The organism is Candidiatus Paracoxiella cheracis (assembly GCF_049348705.1).
GTDB classification, from domain to species: Bacteria; Pseudomonadota; Gammaproteobacteria; order Coxiellales; family Coxiellaceae; genus Paracoxiella; species Paracoxiella cheracis.
Genome location: NZ_CP186485.1, coordinates 118,339 through 133,712, shown reverse-complemented (window position 1 = coordinate 133,712; position 15,374 = coordinate 118,339). Strand labels below are relative to the sequence as shown.

The window sequence follows — 15,374 nt, the reverse complement described above, 5'->3', positions numbered from 1 at the left end:
CGTCAATAAGGAGATCAACGATGAAGCAAAAACTTTTATGGATTCTTCCGCTCAGTGCAGTGGCCCTCAGCATCATGCTCGCGGGATGTACCTCATTGAACGTACCATCTTCAGGCCTGGTAACTTATCATACAGAATCTTGGCAACAGCGACGCAAAGCACTCGCTCGAGTGCGGCACTGGAATATCGATGGTGCATTTAGCATCAAACAGCCACACCAATCCGCGATTGCATCGTATGACTGGCAACAACGTGGTGGTTCTTACAATATTCGCATTCACTCTGCACTTGATGCGTATACAGCAGATATTTCTGGAAGACCGGGCTATGTTACGCTGCAACGCTCTAACAAACGACGCGCTTCTGCACGCAGTCCAGAACAATTGATGCAAAGACAATTGGGATGGCACTTACCTATTTCCAATTTATTTTATTGGATGCGCGGATTGCCTGCACCAGGTAAATACCAAGCAAAGTTTGATGCGTTTGGTCATTTGGTTTATTTGCGACAAGCCGGTTGGGATGTACAGTTTTCAAATTATTTACCCGTGGGTAAGGTAGATCTGCCGCGCACCTTACAATTAAATAACAGACAAATTGCTGTGAAAATTGTCGTCAAACACTGGAAGCGATAACGAGTGCAGGGTCGAATTTCGACCACAAGACCTGTTTGACTCTATCGGAAAAGCTGTTAACATGGCTTTCCGCAATCGCCCTCAATGATTGCGCTGGGGTGTAGCCAAGCGGTAAGGCACCGGGTTTTGATCCCGGCATTCCCAGGTTCGAATCCTGGCACCCCAGCCATTTTTTTAACTATATTTTATGGTAAACTTTCTACCTACAATTCAAGTATCGTTAAGGAAACTCAGTGGCAAATCACGATGACGTTCGAATATTCCATGGTAATGCTAATCCCGAGCTAGCGACAAAGGTCGCCGCCGAATTAAAAACCACCTTAGGTAAGGCTTATGTAGGTCGATTCAGTGACGGCGAAATCCGCATCGAAATCGAGGAAAACGTTCGTGGCCGTGACATCTATGTAATTCAATCAACCTGTGATCCCGTTAACGATAACCTGATGGAATTGCTGATGATGGGCGATGCCTTTCGCCGCGCTTCCGCTAACAGCATTACCGCCGTCGTGCCTTACTTCGGTTACGCTCGTCAAGACCGCCGCGTTCGTTCCTCTCGTGTGCCAATCAGCGCTAAAGTCGTAGCTGACATGATGCAAAAGGTGGGCTTTACCCGCTTGATTACCGTTGATCTTCATGCCGATCAAATTCAAGGCTTCTTTTATATGCCGGTGGATAACATCTATGCCAGCATTACCGTCCTCGAGGGCTATAACCTATTAGATAAAATGCCAAATCCATTGATCGTATCACCCGACGTTGGCGGCGTGGTGCGAGCACGAGCCATTGCAAGACGCTTGAACGATTCTGATTTAGCCATCATCGATAAAAGACGGCCAGGCCCGAACCAAGCCGAAGTGATGAATGTCATTGGAAATGTCGAAGGCAGGCATTGCATGATCGTCGATGACATTGTGGATACCGCCGGCACGCTTTGCAGTGCTGCCACAGCCTTAAAGCAAAAAGGGGCAGAAACCGTTTCGGCTTACTGCACTCACCCAGTTTTTTCAGGTCATGCGATTGAAAATATTACAAAATCTGACATTGACGAAATCTTGGTAAGCGACACGATTCCATTAACACCAGCCGCACAAGAATCTGGCAAGATCAAACAAATCACGCTCAGCACCCTGATCGCCGAAACGATTTCTCGGGTCAACCTAAAAGAATCTGTCAGTTCCATGTTTGTCGATTAGCTGCCCTCTGATTTTTCATCGTGTGGCACTATTAGCGTTTACACTGTTGTAATAATTTTGGCTCTCCCGGATCTGCCGTGGAGGGTTAACACACTGAGTTACCTAATAACTCCCAAGTAAACCCGCTATATCTAAAATATGGTCCTTGGAAGAGGTGTTTCAGGTTTAAAATACCGTACGTCGCTTCAACACTTTCACTTTGTTATAAAATCTTTCAACGTGCGCACTGATAAAGTTATAGCGGACTAACAGCAACACAAAATCTGAGAGATCCAAAATAAATCACGAGCTATCCGCTTGTGCATCGATATGCAACGTTATGGCTTAGTCCATAAAAATCTGAATTATATAGGCTATAGGTAATACTTCCTTGTTTCTCGGAGTTAATGTTTATGAAAGATAGGAAGGGACTCTGACCTAAATCAGGGGACTTGACATTATAGTGTACGTCAGGAGTTGCTCTTACATTTGTTATTTTTATTTTATTAAGGCCGTCCCCTAGAATTACTGAACATGTGTAAAGCGTAAGCGGCAAAAGGTTAGGCATATGGATAATTCTGTTAGTACGACCGGAAATTGTATATGAACAAGACTGTCCAACGGAGCATATTTCTTTAAGAGAAGGCGGATTAACAACTGCTAGAGCAGTTACTGGAAAAATGAAGCTAAAGATAGTAATTAGTTTTGTAGTGTTCATTTTTTGAACCTCCCTGTTTGTCAATTACTCTTGGACTGTCGTACATATTCGCACTAATGAGGTTATTTTGCAACTTTGCTGTTTGGGAACCAGGGCAACTGACCTATTTTTTTGAACAATCTGTTTGCGCACATTGTGATTATCGGACTGATAACATCATCACTTATAACTCACAATCTCTTCGTTAAATTTAGCGGCTATTCTAAGCTCAGCACCAGCATTATGGGCAGCAAAGAAGCTATCCCGCAATAATTGATAAGGTGATATTTTTGAAACTGAAGTACTGTAATATTGCCGGATTGGATGAAAAACAATCTCTTAGCTGCTTAACTAAGACTTTCATCCTGCTTACGTTTACCTACTATACTATTAAGCACTGTATCTCTGTATCTGATAATGGCATAGTTTATTTTCACCTAGCTTAAAGGTTAGCCTAATACTTTGGCTCTCCAGACCTGCCGCGGAAGGCTTACACATGTAACTAACTATATTTATTATATTTTTTATATGCGTTGTTACGTGTCCAAATCCGCCATGCCTCACGGATAGCGCATGTCCTGACGAATTAAAAGTAGTACATATCGATGCTTTGACTCCAGCCACCGATCCCAGTAAAATGCCTGGTTCTTAACGCTTGGAGATAGGTAAATGGTAGAGACAATAGAGCTTTCCGCTTCAATCCGCGACGCCCATGGCAAGGCATCCGCAAGACGCTTGCGCCGTGTGGAAGACATGGTGCCCGGCACAGTTTATGGCGCAGGGAAAAAACCTGTTTCCATCATGATAGTACATAAAGATATCTTCAAGGCACTGACCCATGAAGCGACTTACTCTTCTATCTTGACCCTAAAAGTCGGCGACAAAAAAGAAAAAGTCGTGCTAAAGGCATTACAGCGCCATCCAAGCAAGCCACAAATTATGCATGTTGATTTTCAGCGCATTAAAGCCACAGAAAAGCTCTACATGACCGTACCGATTCATTTTATTGGTGAAGAAGAAGCGCCTGGCCACGACAATGGCGGCATTTTCTCTAAATCAATTACAGAAATTGAAATTAGATGTTTACCAGCCGATTTGCCAGAGGCGCTTGAATTAGATGTTTCAAAAATGGAACTGGATCAATCACTTCACCTTTCAGACCTAAAACTACCTCACGGTGTTGAATTAACGGTGCCTGAATTAGATGAAGAGCACAATGTAACAATTATCAGCCTGCACATGCCAAGAGTCAGCAAAGAAGACCTTGAAGCAGAAGCTGCTGAAGCATCACTTGCTGCTGAGGCTTCAGCGGAGTCAGCGGCCGAAGCTGAAGATGAGGCTGCACCTGCTGAAGAAAAAGCTGAAGCCGAAGAAGAAGAAGCTAAACCTGAAGCTGAAGAATAAAGCCATACAGGTTTTGTCTATCTAGGGGATAAAGAACTTGGGGATCAAGCTTATTGTCGGACTGGGTAATCCTGGCTCAGACTATGCGAACACACGTCACAATGTTGGCGCTTGGTTCATAGAAAAGCTTGCTGAAGAATCCCAGCAAACCTTACGCAATGAATCAAAGTTTTTTGGATTAGTCGCGCAAATTAATCTTGCGGGTGAATCGTCCTATTTATTATTACCCACCACATACATGAATGAAAGCGGTCAATCCATTCAAGCTATTGCAAAATTTTATAAAATTTCACCGGAAGAAATATTAGTGGCGCATGACGAATTAGACTTGCCTGTAGGCACTATACGTTTAAAAGAAAACGGTGGGCATGGCGGACACAACGGTTTGCGTGATACTATTTCGCACTTGCATACGGATAAATTTTATCGTTTGCGCATCGGTATTGGTCATCCTGGACATAAAGATCATGTGACTCCCTATGTGTTGAGCAATCCTTCTAATAGTGATAAAAATTTAATTTTAAATGCTATCGATGAAGGGTTACGTGTACTCCCGGACATTCTTGCAGGCAATTTTCAAAAAGCGATGCAAGTTTTGCATGGAACGAAAATTTGACGAGAAAGCGGAGCATACACAGAGTATGTGAGCATTTTGAGGAAAATTTTCGTTCCAGATTGGCCAAAGATGAGCGTTCAGTTTATAGAATATAACTACCCAAGCTCGGAGCCGGAAGCTTGGAGAACGTTCAGCTTTGAGCCAAGGTGGAACGAAAATTCGACGAGAAAGCACAGCATACACAGAGTATGTGAGCATTTTGAGGAAAATTTTCGTTCCAGATTGGCCAAAGATGAGCGTTCAGTTTGTAAAATGAGGTACCAATGGGTTTTAAATGTGGAATTGTGGGCCTACCTAATGTTGGCAAATCAACTTTATTCAATGCATTAACAAAAGCAGGCATCGAGGCATCGAATTATCCGTTCACTACGATTGAGCCCAATGTTGGTATTGTGCCAGTCCCCGACAAGCGCTTGGATAAAGTCGCGGAAATTGCTAAATCCAAACAAACTGTTCCAACAATCGTTAAATTTGTCGACATCGCGGGTTTGGTTGCTGGCGCTTCCAAAGGCGAAGGTCTGGGTAATAAATTTTTGGCGAACATTCGCGAAACACAAGCCATCGCCCATGTTGTGCGGTGTTTTGAAAATCCCGATATCGCACATGTGTCGGGCGCTATCGATCCATTGTCCGATATTGAGGTCATTAATACTGAATTAGCATTGGCGGATCTGCAAACATTGGAAAGCGCTTTATTGAGCCTCGCCCGCGATGCCAAACGCGGTGACAAAAAAGCACTAGCGACACAGGCATTAGTCGAGCGTTCCGTGAAAGAATTAAACGAAGGCAGGCCTTTGCGCAGTTTAAATCTTGATGATGACGCACAAAACGCCTTACGCCCCTATCAATTATTAACATTGAAACCTACGTTATATATCGCCAATGTGGATGAGAACGGGTTAAACGACAACCCGCATGTTAAAAAAGTAATTGATTTTGCTGAAAAAGAAGGATCGAAAGTCGTGACAGTCTGCGCACAAATCGAATCTGAAATCGCCGACTTATCGCCAGACGAACAACAAGAATTTCTGGATAGCTTGTCGCTTGACGAGCCCGGATTGCATCGTGTGATTCATGCGGGTTATGACTTGCTCGGATTACTCACCTATTTCACGGCAGGGCCTAAAGAGGCACGCGCGTGGACTTGTCCTAAAGGCTCAACGGCACCGCAAGCGGCCGGAGTCATTCACACGGACTTCGAAAAAGGTTTCATTCGCGCAGAAGTCATCGGCTATGATGACTACGTTAAATACAATGGCGAGCAGGGGGCCAAAGAAGCAGGCAAATGGCGTCAAGAGGGCAAGGATTACATCGTGCGAGATGGTGACATCATTCTATTTCGATTCAATGTTTGAGTTCATCTTGACAGGCAGAGCTCAAATCGCCAAAATCTCATCCTCATACTCGTGGCTATGTAGCTCAGTTGGTTAGAGCACGGCATTCATAATGCCGGTGTCGGTGGTTCAAGTCCACCCATAGCCACTCTTTAATAATCCTTAAATTGTCTACTCGTAAACACGTGCTTTTATTGAGCCTTATTATTCGACCAGCATTTAAATTTGTCCTGTAAATACTCGCCAATTTTACGCTTGAGCGTTGCTTCATCTTTTAATCCCGTTACTTTACCGTCCACGTCACTACATTTAGTAGAACTAGTAGGAATTATTCCGTAACTAAAACCATATTTACCTTTCAAGCCGTCATGCTCATAACAAGAAGCAACAACACACAAAAATCCCTGCCCACCACAACCTGGATACGCTTCCCTCCCTGAGTCGCTAACAAAAATCGAGCATGAAGAATAGACATTTTCCTCACCTAAACACTTATTAGCTATGTCATTCGAAACTTTCAACAAGGTTGCCGATGCATCATTAGCACCTTCTGGATTGCAACGATTGCCTGCATACGCTGTGCCGATTAAGCAAGTAGCCAAAAGTAGGATGATAGGAGCTTTCATAATATCTCTCTTTTTTGTGTATACTTCTAATTATAGGCAAAATTAGGCACGAGAGCCACCTTTAAAAACAATTATATTCTATTGTCTTATATGAATTTATTGAGAAATTGAACTGAAAATGGGGGCGCTACCCCAACCTGTCTGTTGCAACATGATAATCAGGGTCTTCCAGGACATTCGCCTCAACCATATCACCTGCTTTACCGAGCAATAATTTGCACTCCGAACTTAAATGGCGTAAGTGTAGGTTTTTATTGAGCGCTGTATAGCGTTCGGTAACCGCTTGTATGGCATCAATGGCGGAATGGTCGGCCACGCGGGAATGCGCAAAATCAATAATCACTTCGTTAGGGTCATTTTCAACATCAAATAACGCTTTAAACTGACTGACAGAACCAAAAAACAACGGCCCGTGTAATTTATATTCTTTGACGCCATCGTCATTGATTTTTTTCTCTGTATAAATATTTTTGGCGGTTTCCCAAGCAAAAACAAATGCGGCAATAATCACACCCGTAATAACAGCCACAGCTAAATCAGTAAAAACAGTCACCGCTGTAACTGCAATAATCACAAACGCATCGTGTTTTGGAATTTTTCGGATAAACTTAAACGTCGCCCATTCAAACGTTTCAATCACTACCATAAACATCACGCCAACCAGCGCTGCTAACGGAATCAGTTTTATCATCGGCCAGAGCACAATAATAAATAAAATTAATCCAACGCCCGCCACAATTCCAGATAATCGACCGCGACCGCCTGAATTAACGTTTATCATACTTTGCCCCAACATGGCACAACCACCCATCCCTTTAAAAAATCCACACACCACGTTCGCAATGCCTTGCGCAATGCATTCTTTATTCGCACGCCCACGCGTCTCGGTCATTTCATCAATCCAAGCGTGTCGCGATGCTCGTGATAGATTATTGCCATCCCTGTCAATAATCGACTCGCAATACGCGACAACTTAAATAGCCGCGGACGTCCTCGTCGCCCGCGCTCCGCGACCTCACGGCTCGACTACGCACGGGCTCTCAAATGACTTGACGGCTCGTAAAGATTTTTTGCAGTCGCTTACGCTCGGCAAAAAATCCGAGCCTACCGCGGAATACGCGCCTTCGCTTCGCTCTCCATGGCGCGCATCGAACGACAACGTCATCAGCGATTCAGACAAACCAATAATGCATAAAATAATGGCGTAAGGGGCAATAATTTTGAGTGTCGTGACATTGAATGGCGCGTGCAACCATGCAAAGGTAGGCAACCCTGCCGCACTCTGATGCCCCATCATCATGTCATCCACCACTCGCGCATTTAAATGGAAAACATGAACGAGGGCGGTTACTGTTAAAATAGCGATGAGAGCAGCAGGTAATTGCTTCGTCAGCCGTGGTAAATAATGTGTGATGAACATAGCAATAATCACTAAACCCATCATTAAATATAAAGCATGCCCCGTTAACCAATGACTCGCTCCAGAGGCTGTGTGTATTTTAAATTGCTGCAATTGCGCCAAAAAAATAACGATCGCTAAGCCATTCACAAATCCGACCATGACTGATTTTGGTAGTATTCGAATTAATTTACCCAGTCGGAATATTCCCACGGCTATTTGTAAAAGTCCGGTAAGCACAATAGTCGGAAATAAATACGTAATGCCATACTGACTGACCAATGAAACAATGACAACCGCCATGGAACCCTTTGCACCCGAAATCATGCCTGGGCGACCACCGATTAAAGCTGTAATAAGGCACATGAAAAAAGCAGAATACAAGCCAATCAACGGGCTCACATGGGCGACCAACGCAAAAGCGATCGCTTCTGGAATGAGCGCCAAAGCCACAGTAAGTCCTGAAAAAAAATCAATATTCCATTTGCCATCCTTAGGCAATAAAAAATGTTTAATTGGATTGATCATGAACGTGCCCATGGATTGAGTGGTTGATACGAGTTATGCCACATCCATGAGAGGCTTAGGAGGGTATAGGAGTTTGCTCCTTGATTCAACCCTCTTTCAATTAGAGAAACGTGTGGAATAGTGTCGGATGCACTTCTGAACTTGATTAACCAAAAGATGACTCACCCAAAATTGCCATTATTTAAAAAATATTTTATAGGCAACAAAACACAAACCCCATTGATCCAGCAGCCGCCTCTCAACGACATATTTTCCCCGCTTTTTCCGCAACTGACATCTGGGACACATCTGAGATTCCTCGCCTTGCTCGAAATGACGTTGTTTTTTTCCATCCCTGGTAACAGTTTGGATCCCGGATAATTTTGCACATCCTGATGCAAAATTTCCGGGATGACGAGGTTACGTTAAGTTATCCACTCTCAAACAGCATTTCAATTGCGGCAAAGAGAAAGAGTCCGTGTTTTAGGGCGACGGATCCTTTCTCGTACCGGCAAGCAATTGAAATTCAAGACTATGTGCCCTCGGGATACGGAGCGCCATTTGCGGGTGATTTCCCGCGAAAAACGAGCCTCGCCATGCTCATGTATTATCTATACACTCTGCTCGCTCGTTCGTTTTTCACGATAAATCCCATCACAACTGACACTTCGAAGTACAATCGAGTATAGAATTACATTAGATGTTTCAAAAAATAATTCGCATCATGCCGTATAGATTTTATTTGACCTGCGCTCATTTTTTCGAGCGTTTTATACATCATTCTCAAGCGAGGATTATCTTTAAGGCTCTTTTTATTTTTTAATAGAAATGCCCAATACAAGTAGTTAAACGGGCACGCTTGTTTTCCATTTTTTAATGTGACTTTATAATGGCAATTTTTACAATAATTCGACATGCGATTAATATAAGCACCTCCTGCCGCATAGGGCTTACTGGCTAGAAACCCACCATCTGCAAACAAAATCATGCCTGTGACATTCGGCAGTTCGACCCACTCAAATGCATCGGCATAAACAATCAAATACCACTCATTCACATCTGCTGGGTCAATGCCCGTTAACAAGGTAAAGTTCCCCAGCACCATAAGTCGCTGTATATGATGCGCATAGGCATATTCCTTTGTTTGATTAATGCATTGTTTTAAACAATTCATTTGGGTATCACCCGTCCAAAAAAAATCTGGCAATGATTTTTTAGCGTTAAAATAGTTGCTTTTTTTGTAAGACGGCATTTTCAGCCAATAAACTCCGCGAATATATTCACGCCACCCTAATATTTGACGAATGAAGGCTTCCACTGCATTGAGTGGAGCCTGTTTTTTTGCGTATGCTTTTTCCGCTGCTTTAATGCACTCTAAAGGATTTAGCAAACCGGTATTTAAGTAAACGCTAATCATGGCGTGATACATGAAAGACTCTCCTTGTATCATCGCATCTTGGTAATCACCAAACAAAGAAAGCCTGTTTTTGATAAAATCATCTAATTGCTTTAAGGCTTGTTTACGCGTCACTCCAAATGAAAAAGGTTTTAATTCTCCAAAATGATCGCCAAATTTTTTTCCCACCAAGGCTAGAACTTCTTTTGTAATAGCATCTGGTTTAAAACTTAATGGTTTGGGTATTTTTAATTTTAAGTTAGCTGGATTTCTGTTTTGAGAGTCGTCATTCCATTTACCACCGACAGGTTTTTTATTTTTTAAAAGAATATTAAATTTCTTTCGCATCATTCTATAAAAATACTCCATTCGGAGAATTTTTTTAGAATTTGCCCAGTCTGAAAATTCTTTGAGCCCACATAGAAAACGATCATCATCTCTTATTTCAACAGGTATTTTTAATTTCTTCTCCCAGGTTTTTATATCGTTTAAAACACGATATTCCCCAGGATGCGTCACTACCAGTTTTTCAGCCTTGACTTTCTTTGCTGTTTTAGAGACTTCACTAAAAAAACTTGTCTCATGATTTTTTTGATTAAGTTTAATATAAACCACGTTAAATTTTTCTTTTAGTAGCATCTTTGAAAAATGTCGCATCGCAGAAAATATAAACGCTATTTTTTTCTGATGGTGCCTTACATACGTTGCCTCTTCCCACACCTCACACATTAAAATGACATCCTGTTTTTTATCGATATCGTGAAGGCTGGAGATATTTTTGGTGAGCTGATCGCCCAATATAAGCCTCAGTATCTTCATGCTAGGTATTCTCCTCCTTGTGTAGCTATGTTTCCCTGAAAGCATAGCATAATTATAAATACGTTCCCTCTGAATGTGGAGCGTCATCACGTGCGTTATTCAAAACTCAGAATGACACTACTTTTTCCACGTATTATTCCTTTTTCTCACATAACACGGCATTATGATAAGCCATTTGTTTTTTAGGGTATGCTCGATTATGTGCAGCAAGCAAAAACTGTTGAACCCCTTTTCGAAGGTAGCCACGGCGACATAAGAAAACCCCATAATTATTATGCACGGCACCAGAATAGGGTGCACGTTGAATCATGCTGAGGTAGATTTGATTGGCCAGTTCATGCTGACCCGTTTTTTCGTAGTAGTAGGCTTCTATTAACTGCAAATCTATTTTTTCCATAGAAACAGAAGCGCGTCGAGCCGCACAAGAAGCGATAAACAAGCAGATAATCATGAGCAAGAAAATTTTCATCATGCTCATTATTGTCTTTAAATAGTGATGAAGATTCCATACCGTAGTCGCACGGCGCCATCAACATGTCTTCCCGAACGGTGTCACTCCGAAAGACCGTCGGGTGTGTAGCTACTTTAAAAGTTGATCCAATTTTTTTAAGCCTTCTACAAAGGGGATTGCAGTTATATTATCTGACAAATGTAGTGTTTGTGAGCCTAAATATAAAATATAACACTTTGCCATCGGATAATCTTGTTTAAAATGTTTTAATCCCGTTAGCATTTTATTTTGTATAGTTCTACTATGTTTTATCTCAAAAGCGGATATATTTTCTTCTCCGTATGCGACAAAATCCACCTCAACACCCGCCGTTGTTCGCCAATAATATAGTTGACTATTCAATTCATGATAAGCAATGAGCGCGAGCGCTGATTGATAAAATAATGTTTCTAAACTAGCTCCCGCAATTTCACTAGGAATGTCTAATATCCCTTTGGGGCGTAGATGATAGTAAACTCCAGCATCGAAATAATAGAATTTTTCTGACGTTATGAGACGCCGCTTCGCACGCTTTGTAAAAGCAGGTAAATAGTGAGCCAATAATAAATCTTTTAAAATTGAGAAATAATTTTGGATGACTTGGCGATCAATCCCGACCTCTGCCGCAATAGCAGACGCATTGATTGTGCTCCCCTGCGAAAAACTAGCAATTTCTAAAAAGCGTGAAAATGCGGATACATTGCGTGTTAGGCCTTCTTGCATCACTTCCTCTCGCAAATAAGTATCCACATAAGTTGCAAGATAACCGGCTGGGTCCGAATAAGTATAGGTAGCGGGAAGCATCCCAAAAGTTAAAGCATGCTCGAGTTGAAAAGCATCTCCTAATTCCTGAATAACGAGAGGGTGCATCGTGTAGCGAATCGCTCTACCAGCCAGGAGGTTAACGCCTTTTTGTTTTAGCTTACGAGCAGAAGACCCTGTTAAGATAAAGCGATAATGATTACTCTCAATGAGCCGGTGCACTTCATCAAGCAGTGCAGGAACTTTTTGAACCTCATCAATGATAACACGCCCCTTGAAACCGGGCTTAATATACTCAATGAGTCGTTCGGGGCGACCCGATAATCTCCGATAGGTCAGGTTATCGAGTAGATCAATGTAAACACAATCATTGAGATCGAGCTTACTCTTGAGCCAAGCAGTCTTTCCAGTACCTCGAGGGCCAAAAATGAAAAAGCTGTCTTTGCTATCGAGAGGAAGATGAAATAACCGCTTAAACATCAAAAATACCGTATAATTGCTGTTTTGACCATCATTATACCATGGTTTTTGCTGGTTTCAGTAGCATTTTTCCTCTCCCAGTTCACAGCCATCGGAGTAGAGCTTAATCAGAACTAGATAGAAGCTTGGCTTCGTAAAACTTAAGTATCAAGTAAATGGAATAGGGTGTCGTTTAGATATCATTTTGGATATCATATAGGTATATAATTTATATATGTTTTTTGTGCTTTCCCCATAGTTTTCCTTTCTTTCACTAAGTCCGTATCAAGTACCCATCAAGTAAAAGCGGAGGTTTTTATCCCCAATAAGGAATGTACTTACGCAATTTGGGGGGCGCCGCTATCGTCCCTGTTCACAAAAAACTGATCGACGATTTCACTGGTTACCAATTCCAGCTTATTTGGCTGCCAGGCAGGTTTTTGATCCTTATCAATAACGACTGCGCGCACGCCTTCGTAAAAATCAGACTCACGCAAAAATTGCAATGCGATATTAAACTCCATTTTCATGATATCGTCGAACTTCATGCCTTGCGCGCGATTGAGTTGCTCGAGCGTGACTTTTAAACTCGTGGGTGATTTTGATTGGAGTGTTTTGGTGGTTAACAAACTCCATTCACTATTCACCTCTTCCAAGCGCGTTAAAATGTCTTCGACTGTTTTTCCATCAAAACATTCTGAAATCTGACTAAAATGATTTATTAATCGTGGCGGTTTTGTTTTAATAACAAAATCTTCAATGATTCGCGATACCATCGCAAAATCACTCCCATTAAATGAATTATCCATGAGTGCTTGGATTAGATTTTCCTGTTCATCGCTAGCGATTACATGTGTAACTAAACCTAATTCTTGTGCATCTGCAGCACCAATGCGATCACCGGTTAGCCCTAAATAATAACCCAACTTATCGGGGCAATGTGTTAGAAAATAACCTGCGCCAATATCGGGGAAAAAACCAATGCCCGTTTCAGGCATCGCAAACATCAACCGTTCTGTTGCCACACGATGCGACCCATGCACGGACACACCAGCGCCGCCGCCCATCGTGATACCATCCAACAAAGAAACATAGGGTTTATTGAAATGAAAAATCGCCGCATTCATTCGGTATTCATCGCGAAAAAATGCTGTGGAATCCGCGATATTTTTTTCCCCATTGTGATAAATGCGACGAATATCACCGCCGGCACAAAACGCACGATCACCATCGCCCCGAATAACTACTGCTTTAATGTTACTATCTTGCTGCCACTGCACTAATTGATCGTGTAATAGTTTACACATACTGGCGGTTAGCGAGTTTAGTGCTTTCGGACGATTTAATAAAATATGGCCAACGCTGCCGCCATTGCCACGCAGCTCATGAAAAATAATATCTTGAGAATGATTTTCAGACATTAAAAATTTCTCATTATAAAATTAATCCCTAATCTTTGGAATTGATGCCAACAATTTCTTTGTAGACTCCTGCTGAGGATCTTGCAATAATACCTCAGTTGCCCCTTGCTCGACAATCTTTCCACGATGCATAACAGCTAAATACTGGGACATATAAGCGACGATGGATAAATTGTGAGTGATCAATAAATAGGCCATCCCAAATTGATCCTGCAATTCTTCCAACAATCGCAACATTTGCATTTGGATGGAAACATCTAGCGCGCTTGTAGGCTCGTCTAAAATTAATAATTTCGGTTTTAAGGCTAACGCACGCGCAATACAAATACGCTGTCGCTCACCACCCGAAAATTCGTGAGGATAATGCCATTTACGGTCCGGTGATAAGCCAACGCGTTCGAGTAATTCATCAACGCACATCAATTGTTTTTCTCGTGTGCGAACAATTTTTTGCGCAGACATTCCTTCACAAATGCTATCGGCAATCATCATGCGTGGATTCAAAGCAGAATACGGATCTTGGAAGATAATTTGAAAATCACCGCGTTTCTTTTTAATCTGACGATTCGACATTTTTCCCAGATTTTTGCCATCAAAAATAATATCGCCATCGGTTTTTTTGATTAACTGCACGATGGCTTTAGCTGTGGTTGTTTTACCAGAACCCGACTCACCCACCAACGCCATCGTTTGACGTTCATGTAATGTAAAACTAATATCATCTACTGCTTTCACATCACCCACTTTACGCTTGAAAATACCTTTACGAATGGGGAAATATACTTTCAATCCATCAACTTTTAATAATATTTTTTCCGTGTCGACCATTTTATGCCGTGGCGTCATTGTGGGAATAGCCGCTAATAGCTTGCGACTGTATTCATCGGTTGGATTTTCAAAAAATGAATGTCGTGTTGCCTGTTCAACATATTGTCCTTGTTTTAATACGGTAATATCATCCGCCAACTGCGAAACCACCGCCAAATCGTGACTAATAAATAATAATGAAATATTACGTTTGGACTTCAGATCTTTTAATAGCTGCAACACTTGTGCCTGAATCGTCACATCCAATGCTGTTGTCGGTTCATCGGCAATAATAAATTCAGGCTCGCCACACAGTGCCATTGCTATCATAGCACGCTGTCGCATGCCACCCGATAACTGATGAGGATAAGCTCGGAAGGTTCTGTGAGGATCATCGATACCGACTTCTTTTAGTACATCGAAGGCTCGTTGTTTTGCCTTTCTAAATCCCAAATGCAATGGGCCATTCAGGATTTCTGTCATCTGATGCCCAATCGTAAAAACAGGATTAAAAGCGGACATTGCATCTTGAAATATCATCCCAATGCGTGAACCGCGAATATGTCGCATTTGTTTTTCAGAATAATTTAATAGATTGTTACCTTGTAATAAAATTTGGCTTTCTTGACTCACCCAAGCCGCATAGGGCAATAGTTGCATGATCGCTAATGCTGTCATGCTTTTTCCGCTACCGGATTCACCAACCAATCCCATGCATTGACCAAGTTCAATTGATAGATTTAAGTCTTTCACGGCATACGAGATTTGCTTGCCTGCACCAAACCCTACGGTTAAGTTTTTTATATCCAGTATCGATTTCGCTGCCATAT

General features: G+C 42.0%; 14 protein-coding genes and 2 tRNA genes. 8 read left to right on the top strand and 8 right to left on the bottom strand.

The window, feature by feature from the left end:
* Positions 1-20 precede the first annotated feature (20 nt).
* From lolB to ACJMKR_RS00655, 7 genes are all read left to right on the top strand, one after another.
* The gene (gene lolB / locus ACJMKR_RS00685; RefSeq protein WP_423063348.1) at positions 21-635 is read left to right on the top strand and encodes a lipoprotein insertase outer membrane protein LolB; all 615 of its coding nucleotides are present in this window, start codon (positions 21-23) and stop codon (positions 633-635) included.
* Positions 636-729: 94 nt separating this feature from the next.
* Positions 730-804 (top strand) — tRNA-Gln (locus tag ACJMKR_RS00680).
* 64 nt (positions 805-868) lie between these two features.
* Entirely contained in the window at positions 869-1,828 is a 960-nt protein-coding gene (locus tag ACJMKR_RS00675) for a ribose-phosphate pyrophosphokinase (RefSeq protein ID WP_423063347.1), read from the top strand.
* A 1,345-nt stretch (positions 1,829-3,173) separates the two neighbouring features.
* Positions 3,174-3,908, top strand: a complete 735-nt coding sequence (locus tag ACJMKR_RS00670; RefSeq protein ID WP_423063346.1) for a 50S ribosomal protein L25/general stress protein Ctc — start codon at positions 3,174-3,176, stop codon at positions 3,906-3,908.
* Positions 3,909-3,945: 37 nt separating this feature from the next.
* A complete protein-coding gene (pth, locus tag ACJMKR_RS00665) occupies positions 3,946-4,524 on the top strand; it encodes an aminoacyl-tRNA hydrolase (protein ID WP_423063345.1) in 579 nt (192 codons plus the stop codon).
* 263 nt (positions 4,525-4,787) lie between these two features.
* Positions 4,788-5,879, top strand: a complete 1,092-nt coding sequence (gene ychF / locus ACJMKR_RS00660) for a redox-regulated ATPase YchF (protein WP_423063344.1) — start codon at positions 4,788-4,790, stop codon at positions 5,877-5,879.
* A 53-nt stretch (positions 5,880-5,932) separates the two neighbouring features.
* A tRNA-Met gene (locus ACJMKR_RS00655) sits at positions 5,933-6,006 on the top strand.
* 43 nt (positions 6,007-6,049) lie between these two features.
* Here ACJMKR_RS00655 and ACJMKR_RS00650 read toward each other — a convergent pair.
* Both ACJMKR_RS00650 and ACJMKR_RS00645 read right to left on the bottom strand, forming a co-directional pair.
* Complete coding sequence (locus ACJMKR_RS00650) at positions 6,050-6,484, bottom strand: hypothetical protein (RefSeq protein WP_423063343.1); 435 nt, start codon at positions 6,482-6,484, stop codon at positions 6,050-6,052.
* Between the two features lie 127 nt (positions 6,485-6,611).
* Positions 6,612-7,376: a SulP family inorganic anion transporter gene (locus ACJMKR_RS00645; RefSeq protein ID WP_423063342.1), complete on the bottom strand. Its 765-nt coding sequence runs from the start codon at positions 7,374-7,376 to the stop codon at positions 6,612-6,614.
* On the opposite strand from ACJMKR_RS00645, the gene ACJMKR_RS00640 reads away from it, so the two are divergent.
* A complete protein-coding gene (locus ACJMKR_RS00640) occupies positions 7,339-7,461 on the top strand; it encodes a hypothetical protein (protein ID WP_423064282.1) in 123 nt (40 codons plus the stop codon). The genes ACJMKR_RS00645 and ACJMKR_RS00640 overlap by 38 nt on opposite strands.
* A gap of 38 nt (positions 7,462-7,499) precedes the next feature.
* Here the strand turns inward: ACJMKR_RS00640 and ACJMKR_RS00635 are convergent, their stop codons facing one another.
* The 6 genes from ACJMKR_RS00635 to ACJMKR_RS00610 form a co-directional block, all read right to left on the bottom strand.
* Positions 7,500-8,411, bottom strand: a complete 912-nt coding sequence (locus ACJMKR_RS00635) for a SulP family inorganic anion transporter (RefSeq protein ID WP_423063341.1) — start codon at positions 8,409-8,411, stop codon at positions 7,500-7,502.
* Positions 8,412-9,081: 670 nt separating this feature from the next.
* Positions 9,082-10,692, bottom strand: a complete 1,611-nt coding sequence (locus ACJMKR_RS00630; RefSeq protein ID WP_423063340.1) for a cryptochrome/photolyase family protein — start codon at positions 10,690-10,692, stop codon at positions 9,082-9,084.
* 46 nt (positions 10,693-10,738) lie between these two features.
* Entirely contained in the window at positions 10,739-11,083 is a 345-nt protein-coding gene (locus tag ACJMKR_RS00625) for a hypothetical protein (protein WP_423063339.1), read from the bottom strand.
* 102 nt (positions 11,084-11,185) lie between these two features.
* Positions 11,186-12,337 (bottom strand): ATP-binding protein, encoded by a 1,152-nt coding sequence (locus ACJMKR_RS00620; protein WP_423064257.1) that lies wholly within the window; start codon positions 12,335-12,337, stop codon positions 11,186-11,188.
* Positions 12,338-12,654: 317 nt separating this feature from the next.
* Positions 12,655-13,737, bottom strand: a complete 1,083-nt coding sequence (locus tag ACJMKR_RS00615) for an enoyl-CoA hydratase/isomerase family protein (RefSeq protein ID WP_423063338.1) — start codon at positions 13,735-13,737, stop codon at positions 12,655-12,657.
* A 21-nt stretch (positions 13,738-13,758) separates the two neighbouring features.
* A complete protein-coding gene (locus tag ACJMKR_RS00610) occupies positions 13,759-15,372 on the bottom strand; it encodes an ABC transporter ATP-binding protein (RefSeq protein ID WP_423063337.1) in 1,614 nt (537 codons plus the stop codon).
* Between the last annotated feature and the right edge of the window lie 2 nt (positions 15,373-15,374).

Excerpts from the sequence above, each read along its gene's own strand:
- ACJMKR_RS00640 (WP_423064282.1), top strand. The coding sequence starts at position 7,339 with ATGCATTCTTTATTCGCACGCCCACGCGTCTCGGTCATTTCATCAATC.
- ACJMKR_RS00620 (WP_423064257.1), bottom strand. The coding sequence starts at position 12,337 with ATGTTTAAGCGGTTATTTCATCTTCCTCTCGATAGCAAAGACAGCTTT.
- ACJMKR_RS00645 (WP_423063342.1), bottom strand. The coding sequence starts at position 7,376 with ATGACCGAGACGCGTGGGCGTGCGAATAAAGAATGCATTGCGCAAGGC.
- ychF (WP_423063344.1), top strand. The coding sequence starts at position 4,788 with ATGGGTTTTAAATGTGGAATTGTGGGCCTACCTAATGTTGGCAAATCA.
- lolB (WP_423063348.1), top strand. The coding sequence starts at position 21 with ATGAAGCAAAAACTTTTATGGATTCTTCCGCTCAGTGCAGTGGCCCTC.
- ACJMKR_RS00610 (WP_423063337.1), bottom strand. The coding sequence starts at position 15,372 with ATGGCAGCGAAATCGATACTGGATATAAAAAACTTAACCGTAGGGTTT.
- ACJMKR_RS00635 (WP_423063341.1), bottom strand. The coding sequence starts at position 8,411 with ATGATCAATCCAATTAAACATTTTTTATTGCCTAAGGATGGCAAATGG.
- ACJMKR_RS00615 (WP_423063338.1), bottom strand. The coding sequence starts at position 13,737 with ATGTCTGAAAATCATTCTCAAGATATTATTTTTCATGAGCTGCGTGGC.
- ACJMKR_RS00670 (WP_423063346.1), top strand. The coding sequence starts at position 3,174 with ATGGTAGAGACAATAGAGCTTTCCGCTTCAATCCGCGACGCCCATGGC.
- ACJMKR_RS00630 (WP_423063340.1), bottom strand. The coding sequence starts at position 10,692 with ATGACGCTCCACATTCAGAGGGAACGTATTTATAATTATGCTATGCTT.
- ACJMKR_RS00625 (WP_423063339.1), bottom strand. The coding sequence starts at position 11,083 with ATGAGCATGATGAAAATTTTCTTGCTCATGATTATCTGCTTGTTTATC.
- ACJMKR_RS00650 (WP_423063343.1), bottom strand. The coding sequence starts at position 6,484 with ATGAAAGCTCCTATCATCCTACTTTTGGCTACTTGCTTAATCGGCACA.